The sequence below is a fragment of the Stenotrophomonas sp. NPDC047960 genome (assembly GCF_043204395.1).
Lineage (GTDB): Bacteria > Pseudomonadota > Gammaproteobacteria > Xanthomonadales > Xanthomonadaceae > Stenotrophomonas.
This window is the reverse complement of sequence record NZ_JBIDBX010000007.1, coordinates 288,353-306,673: the sequence shown is the minus strand read 5'-3', so window position 1 is coordinate 306,673 and position 18,321 is coordinate 288,353. Positions and strand designations below refer to the sequence as shown.

General features: G+C 67.6%; 18 protein-coding genes. 7 read left to right on the top strand and 11 right to left on the bottom strand.

The features are described 5' to 3' along the window. Window position 1: 1 nt before the first annotated feature. Window positions 2-553: a DUF2059 domain-containing protein gene (locus tag ACGFZ3_RS16530; RefSeq protein ID WP_392923616.1), complete on the top strand. Its 552-nt coding sequence runs from the start codon at window positions 2-4 to the stop codon at window positions 551-553. Window positions 554-595: 42 nt separating this feature from the next. Here ACGFZ3_RS16530 and ACGFZ3_RS16525 read toward each other — a convergent pair whose 3' ends face one another. The 6 genes from ACGFZ3_RS16525 to oleC all read right to left on the bottom strand — a co-directional run bounded on the left by ACGFZ3_RS16525 (window position 596) and on the right by oleC (window position 6,680). After that, on the bottom strand, window positions 596-1,333 hold the full coding sequence (locus tag ACGFZ3_RS16525; RefSeq protein WP_392923513.1) for a pseudouridine synthase: 738 nt from the start codon (window positions 1,331-1,333) through the stop codon (window positions 596-598). After that, entirely contained in the window at window positions 1,330-2,988 is a 1,659-nt protein-coding gene (gene ubiB / locus ACGFZ3_RS16520; protein ID WP_392923510.1) for a ubiquinone biosynthesis regulatory protein kinase UbiB, read from the bottom strand. The genes ACGFZ3_RS16525 and ubiB overlap by 4 nt, the downstream gene beginning before the upstream one ends. Continuing rightward, a complete protein-coding gene (locus ACGFZ3_RS16515) occupies window positions 2,985-3,626 on the bottom strand; it encodes an SCP2 domain-containing protein (protein ID WP_392923508.1) in 642 nt (213 codons plus the stop codon). Before ACGFZ3_RS16515 ends, ubiB begins: the two co-directional genes overlap by 4 nt. A 174-nt stretch (window positions 3,627-3,800) precedes the next feature. Further along, window positions 3,801-3,956: a DUF1328 domain-containing protein gene (locus tag ACGFZ3_RS16510; protein WP_068854496.1), complete on the bottom strand. Its 156-nt coding sequence runs from the start codon at window positions 3,954-3,956 to the stop codon at window positions 3,801-3,803. Between the two features lie 61 nt (window positions 3,957-4,017). After that, window positions 4,018-5,028, bottom strand: a complete 1,011-nt coding sequence (gene oleD, locus ACGFZ3_RS16505) for a 2-alkyl-3-oxoalkanoate reductase (protein ID WP_392923505.1) — start codon at window positions 5,026-5,028, stop codon at window positions 4,018-4,020. Then, window positions 5,025-6,680, bottom strand: a complete 1,656-nt coding sequence (gene oleC, locus ACGFZ3_RS16500; RefSeq protein ID WP_392923502.1) for an olefin beta-lactone synthetase — start codon at window positions 6,678-6,680, stop codon at window positions 5,025-5,027. Before oleC ends, oleD begins: the two co-directional genes overlap by 4 nt. 102 nt (window positions 6,681-6,782) lie before the next feature. Here oleC and ACGFZ3_RS16495 point away from each other — a divergent pair, with 102 nt between their 5' ends. After that, window positions 6,783-7,160: a YkgJ family cysteine cluster protein gene (locus tag ACGFZ3_RS16495; RefSeq protein ID WP_068848335.1), complete on the top strand. Its 378-nt coding sequence runs from the start codon at window positions 6,783-6,785 to the stop codon at window positions 7,158-7,160. 142 nt (window positions 7,161-7,302) lie between these two features. Here the strand turns inward: ACGFZ3_RS16495 and ACGFZ3_RS16490 are convergent, their stop codons facing one another. The 4 genes from ACGFZ3_RS16490 to ACGFZ3_RS16475 all read right to left on the bottom strand — a co-directional run bounded on the left by ACGFZ3_RS16490 (window position 7,303) and on the right by ACGFZ3_RS16475 (window position 12,673). Continuing rightward, entirely contained in the window at window positions 7,303-8,193 is an 891-nt protein-coding gene (locus tag ACGFZ3_RS16490) for an alpha/beta fold hydrolase (RefSeq protein ID WP_392923497.1), read from the bottom strand. Between the two features lie 80 nt (window positions 8,194-8,273). Continuing rightward, window positions 8,274-9,290, bottom strand: a complete 1,017-nt coding sequence (locus ACGFZ3_RS16485) for a 3-oxoacyl-ACP synthase III (RefSeq protein ID WP_282244530.1) — start codon at window positions 9,288-9,290, stop codon at window positions 8,274-8,276. Between the two features lie 113 nt (window positions 9,291-9,403). Next, entirely contained in the window at window positions 9,404-9,721 is a 318-nt protein-coding gene (locus tag ACGFZ3_RS16480; protein WP_093535545.1) for a DUF4156 domain-containing protein, read from the bottom strand. Window positions 9,722-9,829: 108 nt separating this feature from the next. Then, entirely contained in the window at window positions 9,830-12,673 is a 2,844-nt protein-coding gene (locus tag ACGFZ3_RS16475) for a M16 family metallopeptidase (protein ID WP_392923492.1), read from the bottom strand. Window positions 12,674-13,079: 406 nt separating this feature from the next. Here ACGFZ3_RS16475 and ACGFZ3_RS16470 point away from each other — a divergent pair, with 406 nt between their 5' ends. Further along, window positions 13,080-13,550: a hypothetical protein gene (locus tag ACGFZ3_RS16470; protein ID WP_392923489.1), complete on the top strand. Its 471-nt coding sequence runs from the start codon at window positions 13,080-13,082 to the stop codon at window positions 13,548-13,550. Between the two features lie 58 nt (window positions 13,551-13,608). Beyond that, window positions 13,609-14,088, top strand: a complete 480-nt coding sequence (trmL, locus tag ACGFZ3_RS16465) for a tRNA (uridine(34)/cytosine(34)/5-carboxymethylaminomethyluridine(34)-2'-O)-methyltransferase TrmL (protein ID WP_282244541.1) — start codon at window positions 13,609-13,611, stop codon at window positions 14,086-14,088. A 155-nt stretch (window positions 14,089-14,243) separates the two neighbouring features. Here the strand turns inward: trmL and ACGFZ3_RS16460 are convergent, their stop codons facing one another. Continuing rightward, the gene (locus ACGFZ3_RS16460) at window positions 14,244-15,407 is read right to left on the bottom strand and encodes an acyl-CoA dehydrogenase family protein (protein WP_392923485.1); all 1,164 of its coding nucleotides are present in this window, start codon (window positions 15,405-15,407) and stop codon (window positions 14,244-14,246) included. A gap of 118 nt (window positions 15,408-15,525) precedes the next feature. Here ACGFZ3_RS16460 and ACGFZ3_RS16455 point away from each other — a divergent pair, with 118 nt between their 5' ends. The 3 genes from ACGFZ3_RS16455 to ACGFZ3_RS16445 all read left to right on the top strand — a co-directional run bounded on the left by ACGFZ3_RS16455 (window position 15,526) and on the right by ACGFZ3_RS16445 (window position 18,304). Then, the gene (locus ACGFZ3_RS16455) at window positions 15,526-16,026 is read left to right on the top strand and encodes a GNAT family N-acetyltransferase (protein WP_392923482.1); all 501 of its coding nucleotides are present in this window, start codon (window positions 15,526-15,528) and stop codon (window positions 16,024-16,026) included. 215 nt (window positions 16,027-16,241) lie between these two features. Then, a complete protein-coding gene (locus ACGFZ3_RS16450; RefSeq protein ID WP_392923480.1) occupies window positions 16,242-17,918 on the top strand; it encodes an electron transfer flavoprotein-ubiquinone oxidoreductase in 1,677 nt (558 codons plus the stop codon). Further along, a complete protein-coding gene (locus ACGFZ3_RS16445) occupies window positions 17,918-18,304 on the top strand; it encodes a c-type cytochrome (protein ID WP_392923477.1) in 387 nt (128 codons plus the stop codon). The genes ACGFZ3_RS16450 and ACGFZ3_RS16445 overlap by 1 nt, the downstream gene beginning before the upstream one ends. Window positions 18,305-18,321 lie beyond the last annotated feature (17 nt).

Sequence of the window (18,321 nt, the reverse complement as noted above, 5' to 3'; positions counted from 1 at the left end):
GATGTCGACCCGTTCGCCGGCCCGCCGTGGCCTGACCCGCCTGGCCCTGACCCTCACGCTGGGCTTGGCCGCCATTGCCCCGGCGCTTGCCGCACCGCCGTCGGATGCGGACATCAACCGCCTGCTGGCCGCCTCGCGCGCGCAGAGCATGCTCGACACCATGCTGCCGCAGATCGAAGCGATGCAGCGCCAGCAGTTCCAGCAGGTCGCCCAGCAGCGCCAGCTGGATGATGCCAAGAAGGCGCAGCTGCAGCGCATCGAACAGCGCACCAACCAGACCATCCGCCAAGCGTTGTCATGGCAGCAGCTGCGGCCGATGTACGTGGATCTCTACAAGAAGACCTTCAGCAAGGAAGACGTGCTGGCCATGGCCGAGTTCTACGAGAGCTCGGCCGGGCAGAGCCTGCTCGACAAGACCCCGGCGCTGATGCAGAACGTGATGGTGGCCATCCAGGACAAGATGCAGCCGCTGTTCGTGGACCTGCAGAAGGACCTGGAGGCGATCGTGAACGAAGAAGCCGCACCGGCGGCACCGGCTCCAGCCAGGAAATGATGCGCCATCGGTAGCGCACGACCGTTGGTCGTGCGCCCCCCGCTACCACCCAAAGAGATCCATCGCCTTTCGGAACTCGCCTTCCACCGGCGCGCTGACATCCATCAGCGTGCCGTCCGGATGCGGGAAGCGCAGGCGTTCGGCGTGCAGCAGCATGCGGTGGATGCCCTGCATGCGGAAGCTGCGGTTGTGGCGCCCATCACCATGGCTGGTGTCACCGATCAGGTGGTGTGAGAGGTGCTTGAGGTGCCGGCGGATCTGGCGGAAGCGCCCGGTCTGCGGCTGGCAGCGCAGCAGCGCGTAGCGCGAGGTGGCGAACTCGCCGACCGGCACCGCGATTTCGCCCACGGCCACACGTTGGAAATGGGTGATGGCCTGTTTCTTCACCGGCTTGCCGGGGCCGCCATCCAGGTCGTGGTCGACCGTGAACGCTTCTTCGGCCGGCCAGCCCCGGCAGATCGCCAGGTAGTCCTTGATCACGTCTCCAGCCATCAGCGATTTGCCCAGCCCGCTGGCACTTTCGCGATCAAAGGCGAGCAGCAGGCAGCCACTGGTGGCACGGTCCAGGCGGTGGACCAGGAAGATCGGCCTGCCCAGCTGCTCACGCAGGCGGTCGGCCAGAAAATCATCTTCGCCGCGGGCCAGCTTGCTGTCATGGACCATCAGCCCGGCCGGCTTGTTGACCACGGCCAGGCGCTCGTCCACGTGCAGCAGCTGGAGCGGCGGCAGCGCCAGCGGCGCCTCGACCGTGGCGCCGGCTGGGGTGTCGATATCGGTCACCGCCGCCACCACGCGCTGGCCAGCGAGAACAGGCCCGCTGCCCCGCTCACCCAGCTCCACACCGGCGCATCGCCGAAGTACCAGCCGCCCGGCTGCATGCCGTACAGCACGGCCGCTACGATGAGCAGGCCGACGCCGGCGATGGCGGCCACGGCGCGCTTCTGCAGCTTCTGCAGATTCGTGTTGAGCGCCACCAGGTCCTGCGAGCGCATCGACAGCTCATGCCCGCCTTCCACCTGCTGGCGCAGCCAGGCGTGTACCAGGCGCGGCATGTCAGGGGTGTGGGTCATGATTTCCGGCAGGCGCTTGCGCAGTTCCTTGAACACCCGGCGCGGGCTGTAGCGTTCGCGCAGGATGCGTTCCAGCACCGGCCGCGCCACTGCCCAGATATCCAGTTCCGGATCCAGTTGGCGACCCACGCCTTCGATGTTGAGCAGGGTCTTCTGCAGCAGGATCAGCTGCGGCTGCAGGGTGAGCTCGTAACGCTGGGCCACGCGGAACAGCTTGATCAGCACTTCGGCCAGCGAGATCTGCGACAGCGGGCGGGTGAAGTACGGTTCGCATACCGAACGCGCGGCCGCTTCGAGTTCATCGATGCGCACGTTGTTGGGCATCCAGCCGGCTTCGACATGGAGCTCGGCCATGCGCCGGTAGTCCTTGTTGAAGATGGCCATGAAGTTCTCGGCCAGGTAGTACTGATCTTCTTCGGAGAGCTGGCCCATGATGCCGAAATCCAGCGCGATGAAGCGCGGGTTGTCGCGGCGCGCGGGATCGACATCGACCCAGATGTTGCCGGCATGCGCATCGGCGTGGAAGAAGTTGTCGCGGAATACCTGCGTGTAGAACACGCGCACGCCCTTGGCCGCGAGCGCCTTGCGGTCGATGCCGGCCTTGTCCAGCGCGGCGATGTCGTCTGAGGGAATGCCCCACACCCGTTCCAGGGTGAGCGCGCGTTCGGCGGTGTGGCTCCAGATCACCTCGGGCACGTACAGGTCGTCCGAGTCCACCCAGTTACGGCGCAGGACGCTGGCATTGGCGCCTTCGCGCTGCAGGTCCAGCTCGGCGGCGAGGGTGTTTTCGACTTCGGCCACTACTTCGCGCGGTCGGATCTTGTCGGCGCGCGGGTGGGTGCGTTCGACCAGCGCGGCGGCCGACTGGAGCAGCGCGATGTCGGCGTCGATCTGCTTTTCGATATCCGGGCGCAGCACCTTGACCACCACCTGGCGGCCATCGGCCAGCGTGGCCGCGTGCACCTGGGCGATCGAGGCCGAAGCCAGCGGTTCCAGATCGAAACTGGCGAACGCCTCACTGACCGGGCGGCCGAGCGCGGCTTCGACGATGCGCTGCGCGGTGGCGCCATCGAACGGCTTGACCCGATCCTGCAGCAGGGTGAGTTCGTTGGCGATGTCGGCCGGGATCAGGTCGCGGCGGGTGGACAGGATCTGCCCGAACTTGACGAAGATCGGGCCGAGGTCCTGAAGCGCCAGGCGCAGGCGCGCGCCACGCGACTGCACCGCGATATCGGCCGAGGCACGCGGCACGAACGGCTTGGCCAGGCGCAGCCAGCCTTCCAGCGGGGTGCCGTCAAGCAGGTCATCCAGGCGGTAGCGCAGCACAACCCGACCAATGCGGCTGGCCCGGAACAGCGCCTTCATGCGCGCACCTGGGCAAGGCGCTGCACGCGGGCGGCGATGCGTTCAACGTCGTCGCGCATCACGTCCACATCGTCATGGAAGGCATCCAGTTCGGCTCGGGCTACCACGTCGCGCGACTCCTCGGTGACAAAATCGGCGGCGCTGTGCGCCAGGTCGGACGCGCCACGGCGCGCATGCTGCAGGGCCGAACGCAGGGCGTTGGCGATTTGTACGCCCAGCACTTCGCCGAACACCCGCACGAACGGCTGCTGCCAGTCCGGATCGAAACGGCTGGCCAGCTGCTGCAGGCGGCGCGCCAGTTCGGCGTCGCCCGATACTTTGACCCGCCCGGCCGGGGCATCGCCGCTGCGGCGTGCGTTGGCCAGAAACGGCAGCTGCGCCAGCACCCCACCGAGCGTGCTGCGTACGGCCAGGTCCGGTTCCTGCTGCGGGTCCACCGGGCCCACCGTGAGGCGCTCGCCCTCCACACCGATCCGCATCGCCAGCGCGGGCGATTCCAGGGTCAGGGCGATGTGGCGGCCATCCAGCGCGACCAGCGCGCGGCGGGTGTCGGGATCCAGCGCCAGGGTGCGGTTGAGCGCGAGCTGCAGCGCATTGCCGGCCAGGGGCTTGAGGGAGGAGAGCAGGGAGCGGGGCATCGACGCATTCTACCTCGGCCCGGTTGCGGGCCGATCACGGTGCAGCCACGCAGGGTGGTGGTCTGCCGGACCCATATGCAACGACGGCCCGGCGCTCTTGCGAGCGCCGGGCCGTCGGAGACTGCGCTGGATCCGGCGTGCCCGGAGAGAGGGGGCGCGCAGGACCCTGCGCTACTACCCTCGCTTACGGAACATCGAAATGATCGCCAGGATCAGGAACACCACAAACAGGATCCAGGCAATGTTGCTGGCAGCGCCGGCGATGCCGGAGAAGCCGAGCACCGCCGCAATGATGGCGATGACAAAAAAGATTACGGCGTAGTGCAGCATGTCGATCCTCGCGTCGTGCGTGCCGGATTGGCGTGCTGCCATCTTCACCAACCCCCGGTGTTCAGGAAGTGATGGATTCCTCGCCGCGCGATGAAGCCTTCAGCCTCGTGAGTCCTTCGTCAATGCTGACCTGCGGCACGTAGCCGAAGTCGCGTCGCGCCGGCTCCATGCTGTACCAGTGCGGCGTGCAGAGCTGCTCGGCGAGGAACCGGGTCATCGGCGGTTCGCCGCGCAGGCGCAGCAGCGGCCACAGCCGTTCGGCCACCGCGCCGATGCGGTAAGCAGTCTTGAAGCTGATCGACTTCTCCACCGGCGGCGCGCCGACGGCGGCCATCAGTTTGTTGAGCAGTTCGCGCATCGGCAGCGGTTCGCCGTTGGAGATGAAGTACGCCTTGCCGGCGCACGCTGCGCCCGGGGCCAGGTGTTCGAAGGCCAGGAAGTGCGCCAGCGCGGCGTTGTCGATGTAGGTGGTATCGACCAGGTTGGTGCCATCGCCGACGAAGCGCAGGCGGCCGGCGCGCGCGCGCTCGGCCAGGCGCGGCACCAGCTGCTGGTCGCCCGGGCCCCAGATCAGGCGCGGGCGCAGTGCGACGGTGGCCAGGGTGGCGTCGTTGGCGGCCAGCACGCGTTGCTCGGCGAGGGTCTTGGTGGCCGCGTACGGGGCCTGGAAGTTCTCACCGTAGGGCACCTCGTGGGCGCCCAGCCCTTCCACCGGATGGGTGGCGCGGTGGGTGACGCTGGGCGTGGAGGTGTACACCAGCGTGCGCACGCCGTTGCTGCGGCAGGCGGCAATGACGTTGTCGGTGCCGACCACGTTGGCCAGGTGGTAGCTCTCGTAGCTGCCCCACGCGCCGGCCTTGGCGCCGTTGTGGAACACCGCATCCACCCCGGCCACCGCGTGGCGCACGGCGTCGGCGTCGGCCAGGTCGCCGCGGATCTGGCCCACGCCCAGCGCAGCCAGTGGCGGGTAGTCGCCGCGGTTGAAACTGAGGACCTCATGGCCGCGTGCGACCAGGCCACGGCACAGCGCCTGGCCGAGGAAACCACCACCACCGGTGACAAGGATCTTCATGCGGGTTGTTCCATTCGGGTTGCCGCCCAGAGCGCGAGCTTCTCGCGGCCGATCTTGGCGTTGTGGCGGATATCGACCGGGAAGCCGGGGTGCAGCAGGAAGCGTTCGATGCGCAGCGTGCCGGCATGTGCGGCGGCTTCATCGCGCAGCCGCTGATGCAGGGCCGGTGAATCGGCGGTGCCCGGCTGCAGTTCATAGCAGAGCACCGGCAGCTGCCTGCCAACAGGGCCCACGCCGACCAGGGCGGTGCGGGCGATGCCGTCGAGTGCGTTGAACACCGGTTCCACCTGTTCGGTGTACAGCGGGCCGTGCGCGGTTTCCAGGCGCTGGGTCTTGCGCCCGCAGAACCACAGCCGGCCGTCTGCATCGAAGTAGCCGACATCGCCCATGCGGTGCACCACGCGGGCGCTGCCGTCGGCGCGCGTTTCAGTGATCTTGGCCGCGGCGGTGGCCTGCGGGCGATTGAAGTAGCTGTCGGTGGCGGTCGGGCCGGCCACGGTGATTTCACCGACCACGCCCTGCGCGACTTCGCGCGCCTTCGACCAGTGCGGCAGCGGGGCGTCGTCGATGGCGATGATGCGCACTTCGTTGGGCGCCACCACGCGGCCCACGCAGGTTCCGGCGCCGGCTTCGGTGGCCTGGCGGGTGCTTTCCAGTTCGCGGCCTTCGATCACCGCCACCGGCAGACACTCGGTGGCGCCATAGGGGGTCCAGAACTGGGCGTCGTCGGGCAGCAGGCGGCGAATGCGGGCCACCACGTCCGGCGGCACCGGCGCGCCGGCCGAGGTCACCCGGCGCACGCCCGGCAGCGGCTGGCCATGGTCGGCCAGCACCCGCATCAGCGCGGGCGAGCCGAACAGCTGGGTCACGCCGAAGCGGGCGATGGCATCGTGCAGCCTGCGCGGGTCGGCCTTGGCCGGGCGGGTCGGGTCCATGTCCGGAATGACCGAGGTCAGCCCCAGCGCCGGGTCGAACAGCGCGAACGGCGGGAAGGTGGGCAGGTCGACCCCGCCGGCTTCCATGCCGAAGGCCGAGCGCAGCAGGTCCACCTGGCCGACGAAATGGCGGTGGCGGTAGACCACGCCCTTGGGCACGCCGGTGGAGCCGCTGGTGAACAGGATGGCGGCGACATCCTCGCCGTCGGTGGCGGCCATCGGCTGCGGCTGGCGCGCGCCCTGCGCTTCCAGCTGGTCCAGGGTGGTGCCACCCCAGCCCCAACGGCGGCCGACCGTGACCAGGCGCGTGGCGGCCGGGCACCAGCGCAGCACCAGCCGCGCCACGTGGGCCAGGCCGATGCCGATGAAGGCGTCCGGCTGGGCCTCGTCCAGGCACTGCTTCAGCGCGCGCTTGTCGATGCCCGGGTCGACCAGCACCGGCACCGCGCCGTTCTTGAACAGCGCAAACATCAGCAGGAAGAACTCCGGCGAGGGCCGCACCATCACTACCGCACGCACGCCGCGGCCGATGCCATAGGCGGCCAGACCGGCGGCCATGGCGTCGCTGCGGGCGTCCAGGGTGCGGTAATCGAGGGTCACGTCATAGCGCGCCATCCCCCCGGGGCCGGGCCGGCCGGGGCAGCGGATGGCGATCTGGTCGGGGCGTTCACGGGCCAGTTCGGGCAGGCGCGCGGCGATGTTGATCGGGCTGTTCATCCGTTCATTGTCGCCGCTGCAGAAAATTCTTGCGCGGCGGCCGCAGGCGTGGAAAATTCGCGCCTCGCCTTTCCATCCCCTGCCGCCCGAGGCGGCCCGCCCATGTCCCATCCCTGCATGACGTGCGGCGCCTGCTGCACCCAGTACCGCGTGGCCTTTCACTGGATGGAATCGGACGAGGTCACCCCCGGCGGCGTGCCGCATCAACTGACCGAACCGCTCGACCCGCATCGCCTGTGCATGCGCGGCACCCATTCCAAGCCGGTGCGCTGCGTGGCGCTGGATGCGGAAATCGGGGTGTATTCACGCTGCAGCATCCACCCCAACCGCCCCAGCGTGTGCCGCGAGGTGGATGCGTCGTGGGAGTTCGGCAAGGCCAGCCCTCAGTGCGACAAGGCGCGGGCGATCCATGGGCTGCCGGCGTTGAGCCTGGAGAGCTGGGCCTGGCGGGATGGCGCGGACCACCCCGACGCGGCGTGACCGGTGCGCGTGACGACCAACGGTATGCCCGCCTGCGGCGGGCACGCTTCGGGCCGTCGACGAGCGACGTTGGCAACGGCGTTGCCGCTGCCTGCGTCACCTACCGCCTCGGGGTAGGTACCGACCGTTGGTCGGTACTCCGTTAAATCGGGTTCTGGTCCAGGAAAGCTCGGATTTCAGGCACCAGCACTTCGTGCTTGTCTTCCAGCACGTAGTGCCCGGCATCCTCGAACGCGTGCACCTGCGCCTGCGGCAGCGCCGCCTGGAAGCCTGCCAGGAAGTGGTGGTCGAACACGAAGTCGCGCAGGCCCCAGCCGATGAACGCCGGGCGGTCGGCGAACGACGGCAGCGCCTTGCCGGCGCGTTCCAGCAGCGACCAGGCCTTGTCGGCCGGGCTCAGCGGAATGTCCTGCATGAAGCGGATGGTGCTGATCCGGTTGGCATAGCTGTTGTACGGCGACACGTAGGCACGGCGCACGTCGGCCGGCATCCTGCGCTCCACGCCCAGCCACGAGGCACCGGACGAGAACGCGTTGAAGCTGCGGATGATCCACTCGCCGATCTTCCAGTGCCGGCCCAGCGCGATCTGCCACGGCATCTGCTTGGCCGCCGGCATCGGGAACGCGGCGGTGTTGAGTACCACCAGGCGCTTGACCTGGTCATGGTGCGACAGCGCCCAGCCAAAGCCGATCATGCCGCCCCAGTCGTGCACGGCCAAGGTGACCGGGCCGGTGATGCCCAGGTGCGCCAGCAGCGCGTCCAGGTCGTCCACGCGCGACTGCAGGGTGTATTCGTAGTGCGCGTCATCGGGCTTGTCCGACAGGCCCATGCCGATGTGGTCGGGCACGATGCAGCGGTAGCGGTCCGACAGCCCGGCCACCAGCGTGCGCCAGTAGTAGCTCCACGACGGGTTGCCGTGGACCATCACCACCACCTCGCCATCGCGCGGGCCTTCGTCGAGGTAGCCCATGGTCAGGCCGGGGCGGACTTCGAAGCGCTGGGGATGGGCGGGGTAACCGGGAAGCTTGGGCATGGAAGCGCACCTGTGAAAAGGGCCGGTAGAACCGGCCCTCGAGTATGGGAAGAACCGCGCAGCGGCGCGGAAGTGGCCGCTTACCAGACCACTTCGGCCATCGAGCAGTTCAGGCCCGAACCGATGCCGAGCAGCGCGATGCGGTCGCCCTTCTTCAGGCGGCCCAGCTCCTTGAGCTTGCTCAGCACGATCGGCACCGAGGCCGGGCCGATGTTGCCGTGCTCACCGAAGATGGTCATCACCTTCTTCGGGTCGATCCCGAAGTTCTTGATGAAGGCGGCGGTGTGCGGCTGGCTGACCTGGTGGATGACGAACTGGTCCAGTTCCTCCACCGCCCAGCCCAGTGCTTCGCGGGCGGCCAGGAAGGTCTTCTGGGCCAGCTTGATGCCTTCGATCAGCAGCATGCGGGTGTCGGTGACCATGCGGTCCAGGTTGCCACGGCACAGCTGGTTCCACTCGGTGGCCGAGCGGGTCACGCCACCGCGGTAACGCGGCGCGTCGGGCACCAGTTCGGTGCGCGCCATGACCATGGCGGCAGCGCCGCAGCCCAGGGTCAGGGCGGCCATCTCGTTACGGAAGTCGTCGGCGGTCACGCCCGGCAGGGCCATGCGCTCGAGGGTCTTCTCGTAGACGAGGTTGGCGGTCTCGCCATCGACGATCAGCGCATAGTCGATCTCGCCGCGTTCAAGCATGCGGGCGGCGATGTCCATGCCGTTGATGAAGGCCAGGCAGGCATTGGCGACATCGAAGGTCATGCACTGGTCGCTGACGCCCAGGTTGCCCGAGACGATGCTGGCCGTGGACGGCTCCAGGTAGTCGCGGCTGACCGAGGTGTTGACCAGCAGGCCGATCTTGTCGGCGCCGATGCCGGCGTCGTCCAGCGCCTTGCGCGCAGCCAGGGTGGCAGCGTCGGAGGCGAGCATGTCCGCATCCCACAGGCGACGGGCGTGGATGCCGGCGATATCGCCCAGCACGTCGGTACGGATACCCAGGCGATCCAGCGTCGGCTGCAGACGTTCGTTGATTTCCTTGGACGTCAGCGTGTGCGGCGCGTCGATGTGCGCCAGGCCGGCGATCGATACATTCTTGAAGAGCATCAGTTAGCGCCAAGGCTCAGGCAAAGGGGGCGCTATTGTAAGCCCCCTGCGCCTTCACCGCACCTTTACGAATTCACGTCCGGGCGTATGGTTGCGGCCCGGACCTGACGGGTTCAGCGTGGCGGGCACTGGAAGGCAGCAAAGCGCTGGCTGCCATCAGCCGGCAGGCCCGAGGCCTGGACGGCATTCGCGCCGGCGCTGGGGGCCTCGTTGCGGGCCAGGGTTTCCAGTTCTTCCTGCACCCGCAACGGGTTGCGGTTGTAGAAGCCGACCTTGTCCTTCACGGTGACCACCACCTCTCCCTTGGTCACGCAGCCTGTGGGAACCGGGCCGGACGGCAGCACGCGGACGGTCTTGCCCACCGGTTCGATCGGCACCCAGGTGCAGGCAGTGGCACTGAGGGTCAGAACGGAAAGCAGCAGAAGGCGCATGGCGGGGAGGCTCGTGAAGGTCATTGGGGCGATTCTGCCTGAACAGGCTGAATCGCGGGTGCACAGACACCGAGGAGCCGGGCAGAGCCCGGCTCTACGGGGTGACCTTTATTTCACCGGCTTGCCGTCGGCATCGATGATGGTCACCTCGCCCAGGTTCAGCGCGCGCACCGGGGCTTCGGTCTGCTTCAGGTCGCCTACCACCACCCAGGTCAGGGTCTTGGGATCCAGCGTGGCGGCCGCCTGCTGCACCTGGGCCGGGGTCATCGCTTCGATCTCGGCCTTGCGCTTGAACACGTAATCGTCCGGGCGCTGGTAGCGGACGATGCCGCTGATGGTGCCCATGACGGCACTGGCAGTCTCGTAGGCGCCCGGCAGGCTCAGGTTCTGGATGTTGCGGATGCGGGTGACCTCGGCCGGGGTGATCGTCTCGGCACCGGAGGCGAAGTCGGCAATCTCCTTCTGCATTTCCTTCATCGCCTCGGCGGTCTTGTCGATCTGCACCGGGGCCACGGCCATCCACGGGCGCTGGCCCAGGGTGCTGCTGGCCATGGTGCGGGCGCCGTAGGACCAGTGCTTCTCCTCGCGCAGGTTCATGTTCAGGCGCGAGGTGAAGTCGCCGCCCAGCACGCCGTTGGCAATGTCGAAGCGGGTGGCGCCCGCGTCGATGGTGGACGGCACCACCTGCCCAGCGAACAGGTTGGCCTGCACCGCGCCAGGCTGGTCGATCAGGTAGACGCGGGCCGTGGTCGGGCGCGCGACATCCACCGGCGGCTTGGCCTGAGGTGCCGGGGTGCTGCTCTTCCAGTCACCGAACTGGCGCTCCAGCAGCGGCACGATCTCCTTCAGGGTGGTGTCACCGACCACGATCAGGGTGCCCTGCTCCGGGCGCAGCCAATCGCGGTGGAAGTCAACCAGGTCCGCACGGGTCAGCGACTGGATGTCGGCTTCGTTGCCGCTACCGGTGAACGGAATGGCGTACGGGTGGCCGGCCCCATACAGCAGGGTGGGCAGCACCCGCATGGCCGAGGCGTTCGGGTTGACCTTCTCCTGCTGGATGCCGGCGATCCAGGTGGCCTTGACCCGGTCGATCTCGGCCTGGTCAAAGCGCGGCTGGCGCAGCATGTCCGCGTACAGGGCCAACGACGGGGCCAGGTTTTCCTTCAGCGCCGACAGGTACACGCTGGCGCTGTCCAACGAGGCGGACGCGCCCAGGCTGGCGCCCAGGGCGTCAGCCGCATCGGCAAACGGCAGCGCGCCCAGCTTGCCCGCGCCCTCGCCCATCAGGTCCATGGTGAAGTTGGCGGTGCCCGACTTGCGGCCCTGGTCGGCGGTGAAGCCCCCGGGGAATTCATAGCTGAACTGCACCACGGGAATGTCATGGCGCTCGGCCAGGATCACCTGGGTGCCGTTCTTCAGCGTTGCGCGGTGCAGCTGCGGGAACTTCAGTTCCGGGAAGCTCCGGGTCTGCGGCACGCCAGTGCTGCGGTCCACCCCGGTCGGGCTGGTGCTGAACTTCGGGTCCACGGGCGGCACGGTGAACGGCTTGGGCGTGGCCGACGGCAGTTCGGGCAGCGCCACGCGCGCGCCCGGTTCCACCACGAGGGTATGGTCGCCCACGCCCAGCCACTTGGCGCCGGCCGCGCGCACGTCGGCGGCGCTGGCGGCGTCGATGTTGGCCAGCGAACGGCGGAAGCAGCCCGGGTCACCTTCGAACACGGCGCACTCGGCCAGCGCGTCGGCCTTGCCGCCGAACCCGCCGATGCGCTCGATGCCACGGATGAACCCGGCGCGGAACGCGGTCTTGCCGCGGCTCAGCTCATCGGCGGTGGGGCCGTCCTTGACCAGGCGGCGCACTTCCTCATCGATGATCGCTTCGACCGTGGCCGGGTCCACGCCCTGCTTGACCGTGGCCATGATCACGAAGTTGGAGCCCAGCTGCGAGGTGTAGGCACCGGCGCTGATGTTGTCCACCAGCTTGTCCTGATGCAGCAGGCGCTGGTCCAGGCGCGAGGACTTGGCCCCGCCCAATACCTGCGCGAACAGCTGCAGCTGGTCGATGTCGGTGGTGCCGGTCTGTGCGACGTTCCACACGCGGTAGATGCGCGCCTGCGGCACCTTGTCGGTCATGGTTTCGCGGGTGGATTGCCCGCGCTTGGCCACGTTGACCGCCGGCTGGGCCATGCTCGGGCCGGCCGGGATGTCGCCGAAGTAGCGGGCGACCTTTTCCCTGGCGGTGGCCACGTCGATATCGCCGGCCAGTACCAGCACCGCGTTGTTGGGGCCGTACCAGGTGCGGAACCAGTTCTTGACGTCGTCCAGCGAGGCCGCGTTGAGGTCATTCATCGACCCGATCACGCCGTGGTGGTACGGGTGGCCTTCGGGGTACATGGAGCGGGTGAGCTTGTCCCACACCTGCCCATAGGGCTGGTTCTCGCCCTGGCGCTTTTCGTTCTGCACCACGCCGCGCTGTTCGTCGAGCGCGGCCTGGTCGATCGCGCCGAGCAGGTGGCCCATGCGGTCCGATTCCATCCACAGCGCCATGTCCAGCGCGGTGGTGGGCACGTTCTCGAAGTAGTTGGTGCGGTCGGTGTTGGTGGTGCCGTTCTGGCCGGTCACGCCGACCTGCTTGAACGGTTCGAAGTATTCGCCGGCGTGGTTTTCGCTGCCCTGGAACATCAGGTGCTCGAACAGGTGCGCAAAGCCGGTGCGGCCGGCCGGTTCGTCCTTGCTGCCCACGTGGTACCAGATGTTCACCGCCACGATCGGCGCCTTGCGGTCGGTGTGCACTACCACGCGCAGGCCGTTGGGCAGGGTGAACTCTTCAAACGGAATGTCGACCTTGGCGACCTGCGCCGGCCTGGCCATCGCCGGCGCCGGGACGAAGCTGCCCAGGGCGGCGGAAAGCGCTACAGCCAGCAGCGCGGCACGCGGTCGAAGTTGGGCGGTCATTCCGTTTCCTTGGTCATGAAAGTGAAGGGGGATGCTAGCCCGGGACCACGGGTAAAGGCATCGGCCAACAGTCACTCCCTTTGTCAGGGAACTTTCCAGGCGCGTCGCTGACCGCCGCGGCGCCTTCTGCCGCCACCTGAACCCCTGTCCGGACAGTCGCGCAGCCCCTGATCGGACAGGTGTCCGGACAGCGGACACTCCGAGCACCGCATAAAACCCTTTCAAATCAACAACTAAAAGTTGGCACGGGGCCTGCTTATACCCACGTGCGGAAAGGACACGATCAAACCAAAGCTGACTGATCGCTGAACACAACACGAAATCTGAAAATTTCTCTTGCACTCCCAGATTCGGTGTACTACCTTACTACCACACCACTGCTCACCAACACTAAACAGGCCCCGTCATGAACACCAAGACCATCGCAATTGCCATCGCCCTCGCTGCCGGCTCCGCGTTTGTTTCGAACGTGCATGCCGCTTCCGCCATCACCACCCTGCCGACCGTGCAGGTCCGCCCCTCCGCCGACCAGCTGGCCCAGGCCGAGGTGGAACGCACCAGCAGCATTCCGACGCTGGCGCTGGTGGAAGTCCGCCCGACCGCCGGCCAGATCGCCGAATACCGTGCCGAACTGGCCAACAGCCAGCGCGTCACCACCCTGGCCGCCGTTGAAGTCCGCCCGACCGCCGAACAGCGCGAAGCCCTGGCTGCCGAGCAGAACGACCGCAGCACCGATTACATGGGTGCCCTGGCTTCCGCCGCCGGCACGATCGCCCGTGACGTGATCATCAACCTGCCGACCCTGCAGGTGCGCCCGTCGCCGAACGACCTGCAGGCCTTCGCGGTTGAAACCGCTTCGGTTCTGGTTCGTCCGTAACGGCAGGTATCGACCAACGGTCGATACCTACCAGAGGGTCGCGGCGTAAACTGTACGGATGACCGCCACGCCTACGTTCCATGTTGTGTTGTTCCAGCCGGAAATTCCTCCGAATACCGGCAATGTGATCCGGCTCTGCGCCAACACCGGCGCGCGACTGCACCTGATCGAGCCGCTCGGTTTTGACCTGAGCGACAAGCAGCTCAAGCGCGCCGGCCTGGATTACCACGAGTACGCGCGGCTGCAGGTGCATCCGGACCTGGATACCGCCCTGCAGGCCATAGCCCCCAAGCGCCTGTTCGCCCTCAGTACCCGCGGCAGCGTGCGGTATGACACCCAGCAGTTTGAAGACGGAGATGCGTTCCTGTTCGGCCCGGAAACCCGAGGCCTGCCGCAGGACGTGCTCGACGCGTTGCCGCACGGCCGCCGCCTGCGCCTGCCCATGCAGCCGGACAACCGCAGCCTCAACCTCTCAAACACGGTTGCTGTGGTGATGTACGAAGCATGGCGGCAATCCGGTTTCGCGGGCGGGGCGTGAAGCATATCGACCAACGGTCGATACCTGCCGAACGCGTATCGACCAACGGTCGATACCTACCGAACGCGTATCGACCAACGGTCGATACCTACCGAACGCGTATCGACCAACGGTCGATACCTGCGGGTAGCGCACGACCGTTGGTCGTGCGTCCGTCAGAACGCGTTGATGCCGGTCAGTTCGCGGCCGATCACCAGCTGGTGCACGGTCTCGGTCCCCTCGTAGGTGATCACCGATTCCAGGTTCAGCGCATGCCGGATCGCCACGTGCTCGGTGGTGATCCCAGCGCCGCCAAGCAGGTCGCGGCACTCGCGCGCGATGTCGATCGCCATGCGGCAGTTGTTCCATTTGGCCAGGCTGACCTGCTGCGGCTGCAGCTGGCCGGCATCCTTCAACCGCCCGAGCTGCAATGACAGCAGCTGCGCGGTAGTGATGCGCCGGGCCATGTCGGCCAACTTGATCTGGGCGCTCTGGGTGGCGGCCACCGGGCGCCCGAACAGCACGCGTTCCTTGGTGTAGTTCAGCGCTTCGTCCAGGCAGGCCACGGCCGCGCCGATAGGGCCCCAGCTGATGCCGTAGCGGGCCTGGTTGAGGCAGCCCAGTGGGCCCTTCAGGCCCTGCACGTTGGGCAGCCGGTTACGCTCGGGCACGCGCACGTTGTCGAAGAACAGCGCGCCGGTGAGCGAGGCGCGCAGGCTCATCTTGTGCTTGATTTCCTGCGTGGTGAAGCCGGCCATGCCCTTTTCCAGCACGAAGCCCTGGATGCCGTCTTCGGTATGCGCCCAGACAATGGCGATATCGGCCACGGGGCCGCTGGTGATCCACATCTTGCTGCCGTTGATCACCCAATCGCCGCCGTCGCGCACCGCACGCGTCTTCATCGCGGCCGGGTCCGAACCGCCGTGGGCTTCGGTCAGGCCGAAGCAGCCGATCACCCGCCCGGCCGCCATGTCCGGCAGCCAACGCAGGCGCTGCTCTTCACTGCCGTAGGCAAAGATCGGGTACATGCACAGTGAGCTCTGCACGGAAACGAAACTGCGCAGTCCCGAATCGCCCCGCTCCAGCTCCTGGCAGATCAGCCCGTAGCTGACCGCGTTGAGCCCGCCGCCGCCATAGGTGTCGGGCAGGCTGGAGCCGAGCAGGCCCAGCGACGCGATCTCCGGGATCAGTTCATCGGGGAAGCGGCCCTGGTCAAAGGCGTCACCGATGATCGGCAGCACGCGTTCATCGGTGAAGCGCGCCACCGTGGCCTGCACCGCGCGTTCCTCTTCGGTTAGCAGCGAGCGGACATCAAACAGATCGTACGGATTGAGGGCCATGGCGGCGACGTCGCGGGCAGTAACAGGACCCCCATTGTGATGCCTGGCCCGGAACCGGCCAAGGCACGCCGCAGCACGCCCGTATGATGGCCGCCTACCACCGCACAGGTCACCGCACATGCAGATCCGCAGCGAGCATCCCGGCGACGCCGACGCCATCCATGCCCTCACCCGCAACGCGTTCGCCGATGCGCCGCACAGCAGCCACACCGAGCAGTACATCGTCGACGCGCTGCGCGATGCCGGTGCGTTGGCGGTGTCGCTGGTGGCGGTGGACGCCGAGGGCATCGTGGGGCATGTGGGGTTGTCGCCGGTGAAACTCAGTGACGGCAGCCAGGGCTGGTATGGGCTGGGGCCGATTTCGGTGGCGCCGGGGCGGCAGGGTGAAGGCGTGGGCAGTGCGTTGATGCAGGCCGCGATGGAGGCTCTGGACGCGCGGGGTGCCGCAGGCTGCGTGCTGCTGGGCGATCCGGGCTACTACGGCCGGTTCGGGTTCGAGGCCGTGCCGCACCTGCGGCTGGCCGGAGTGCCTGCGGCGTATTTCCAGGCGCGGTTGCTGCGCGGGGAGTGGCCGGATGCAGAGGTTGAATATCACGCAGCGTTTGGGGCCAGCGGCTGACGGCGGCGGGGCGTGGGCAGGACCACGCGGTGTCGGCGCGCTGGTTTGATGCAATGCAGCATGCGGCAGCCCACGTCTTCGAGCTAGGCGGAAACCGCGCGTGCCGGTACCCTGATGTACTGATCCAGTAGTTGCGCAGTGACACGTCGCGCGATTCCCAGGCAACCGCCGCCGGCTCCGGCCGGGACGGCACTACCCACGAGTTACGCACCCCCATGAGCGAAGAAACCACTGCCCTGCCCCCGCGTGAAGCCATGGAATTCGACGTGGTGATCGTCGGCGCCGGCCCTGCCGGCCTGGCCACCGCGATCCGCCTGCGCCAGCGCGCCATTGAGGCCGGGCGCGAACTGTCGGTGTGCGTGCTGGAAAAGGGCTCCGAACCCGGCGCCCACATCCTGTCCGGCGCGATCATGGATACCCGCGCGCTGACCGAACTGTTTCCGGACTGGGCCGAGCGCGGCGCGCCGCTGAAGCAGAAGGTCACCCGCGACGAGTTCCTGTTCCTCAGCGCCGACGGCGCGCGCAGCACCCCGCATGCGCTGCTGCCGGAGTGCTTCCACAACGAAGGCAACTACATCATCAGCCTGGGCGAGGTCACCCGCTGGCTGGCGCAGCAGGCCGAAGCGCTGGAAGTGGCGATCTTCCCCGGCTTTGCCGCCGCCGAAGTGCTGTACGACGAGAACGGCGCGGTGATGGGCGTGGCCACCGGTGACATGGGCATCCGCAAGGATGGCTCGCACGGCCCCAACTTCGAACGTGGCATGGAACTGCATGCCAGGTACACGATCTTCGCCGAAGGCTCGCGCGGCCACCTCGGCCGCCAGTTGATCGCGCGCTTCCAGCTCGACGCCGGCAAGGACCCGCAGGCGTACGGGATCGGCATCAAGGAGCTGTGGCAGATCGACCCGGCCAAGCATGAGCCGGGCCTGGTGGTGCACACCGCCGGCTGGCCGCTGGACAGCGATACCTACGGTGGTTCGTTCCTGTACCACGCCGACGGCGGCAAGGTCGCAGTGGGCTTCGTGGTCGGGCTGGATTACCGCAACCCATGGATGAGCCCGTTCGAGGAATTCCAGCGCTTCAAGACCCACCCCTCGATCCGCAGGCACCTGGAAGGCGGCAAGCGCATCGCCTACGGCGCGCGCGCGATCACCGCCGGCGGCCTGCTGTCGCTGCCCAAGACGGTCTTCCCCGGCGGTGCGCTGGTCGGCTGCGAAGCCGGCTACCTCAACGCCAGCCGGATCAAGGGCAGCCACGCGGCGATCAAGACCGGCATGCTGGCTGCCGATGCCGCCTTCGATGCGCTGGCGGCCGATCGCCAGCGCGATGAGCTCAGTGCCTACCCGGCCGCGTTCGAAAGCAGCTGGCTGCACGATGAGCTGAAGCAGTCCAAGAACTTCAAGCAGTGGTTCAAGAAGGGCCGCAGCGTGGCCACGCTGATGACCGGGATCGAGCAGTGGCTGTTGCCCAAGCTGGGCATCCGCAACCCGCCGTGGACCCTGCGCCACAGCAAGGCCGACCACGAGTGCCTGGAACCGGCGTCGCAGCACACGAAAATCGTGTACCCCAAGCCGGACAACGTGCTCACCTTCGACCGGCTCAGCTCGGTGTTCCTGAGCAGCACCAACCACGAAGAAGACCAGCCTTCACACCTGACCCTGAAGGACGCGAGTGTGCCGGTGCGGGTCAACCTGGCCGAGTACGCCGGGCCGGAGGCGCGCTACTGCCCGGCCGGGGTATACGAATTCGTCGGCAGCGAAGGCCACGAGCAGCTGCAGATCAACGCGCAGAACTGCGTGCACTGCAAGACCTGCGACATCAAGGACCCCACCCAGAACATCGTGTGGGTGACTCCGCAGGGCGGCGGCGGGCCGAACTACCCCGCGATGTGATGTCGCTGCCGCGCGTTTTCCTGGTGATGCTGTGCGGCCTGCTGCTGGGCGCCTGCGAGCGTGCGCCGCAGACGCCGGAGCAGGCCCGGGAACGGGAGCGCCAGCGCGCGTTCGCGATCTGCGGCGGTTGCCACACAGTCAACGCCGGGGGCGTGCATCGCTTCGGCCCGAACCTGCACGGCGTGATTGGCCGCCGCGCAGGCAGCGTGGCCGGATATCCCTACTCACCGGCGATGCAACGCGCCGACCTGGTGTGGACCGAGCAGACGCTGGATGCGTTCCTGCGCTCGCCGGCAGCGGTGGTGCCAGGGTCGAGGATGGTGAATGCGACGGCAGACCCGGAGCGCAGGCGGCTGGTCATCGAGTACCTGAAGGAACAGCCGTAGAGCCACGCCCTGCGTGG

Excerpts from the sequence above, each read along its gene's own strand:
- ACGFZ3_RS16510 (WP_068854496.1), bottom strand. The coding sequence starts at position 3,956 with ATGCTGCACTACGCCGTAATCTTTTTTGTCATCGCCATCATTGCGGCG.
- ACGFZ3_RS16530 (WP_392923616.1), top strand. The coding sequence starts at position 2 with ATGTCGACCCGTTCGCCGGCCCGCCGTGGCCTGACCCGCCTGGCCCTG.
- ACGFZ3_RS16495 (WP_068848335.1), top strand. The coding sequence starts at position 6,783 with ATGTCCCATCCCTGCATGACGTGCGGCGCCTGCTGCACCCAGTACCGC.
- ACGFZ3_RS16470 (WP_392923489.1), top strand. The coding sequence starts at position 13,080 with ATGAACACCAAGACCATCGCAATTGCCATCGCCCTCGCTGCCGGCTCC.
- ACGFZ3_RS16445 (WP_392923477.1), top strand. The coding sequence starts at position 17,918 with ATGTCGCTGCCGCGCGTTTTCCTGGTGATGCTGTGCGGCCTGCTGCTG.
- ACGFZ3_RS16485 (WP_282244530.1), bottom strand. The coding sequence starts at position 9,290 with ATGCTCTTCAAGAATGTATCGATCGCCGGCCTGGCGCACATCGACGCG.
- ACGFZ3_RS16455 (WP_392923482.1), top strand. The coding sequence starts at position 15,526 with ATGCAGATCCGCAGCGAGCATCCCGGCGACGCCGACGCCATCCATGCC.
- oleC (WP_392923502.1), bottom strand. The coding sequence starts at position 6,680 with ATGAACAGCCCGATCAACATCGCCGCGCGCCTGCCCGAACTGGCCCGT.
- ACGFZ3_RS16480 (WP_093535545.1), bottom strand. The coding sequence starts at position 9,721 with ATGCGCCTTCTGCTGCTTTCCGTTCTGACCCTCAGTGCCACTGCCTGC.
- trmL (WP_282244541.1), top strand. The coding sequence starts at position 13,609 with ATGACCGCCACGCCTACGTTCCATGTTGTGTTGTTCCAGCCGGAAATT.
- ubiB (WP_392923510.1), bottom strand. The coding sequence starts at position 2,988 with ATGAAGGCGCTGTTCCGGGCCAGCCGCATTGGTCGGGTTGTGCTGCGC.
- ACGFZ3_RS16515 (WP_392923508.1), bottom strand. The coding sequence starts at position 3,626 with ATGCCCCGCTCCCTGCTCTCCTCCCTCAAGCCCCTGGCCGGCAATGCG.
- ACGFZ3_RS16460 (WP_392923485.1), bottom strand. The coding sequence starts at position 15,407 with ATGGCCCTCAATCCGTACGATCTGTTTGATGTCCGCTCGCTGCTAACC.
- ACGFZ3_RS16490 (WP_392923497.1), bottom strand. The coding sequence starts at position 8,193 with ATGCCCAAGCTTCCCGGTTACCCCGCCCATCCCCAGCGCTTCGAAGTC.
- oleD (WP_392923505.1), bottom strand. The coding sequence starts at position 5,028 with ATGAAGATCCTTGTCACCGGTGGTGGTGGTTTCCTCGGCCAGGCGCTG.
- ACGFZ3_RS16450 (WP_392923480.1), top strand. The coding sequence starts at position 16,242 with ATGAGCGAAGAAACCACTGCCCTGCCCCCGCGTGAAGCCATGGAATTC.
- ACGFZ3_RS16475 (WP_392923492.1), bottom strand. The coding sequence starts at position 12,673 with ATGACCGCCCAACTTCGACCGCGTGCCGCGCTGCTGGCTGTAGCGCTT.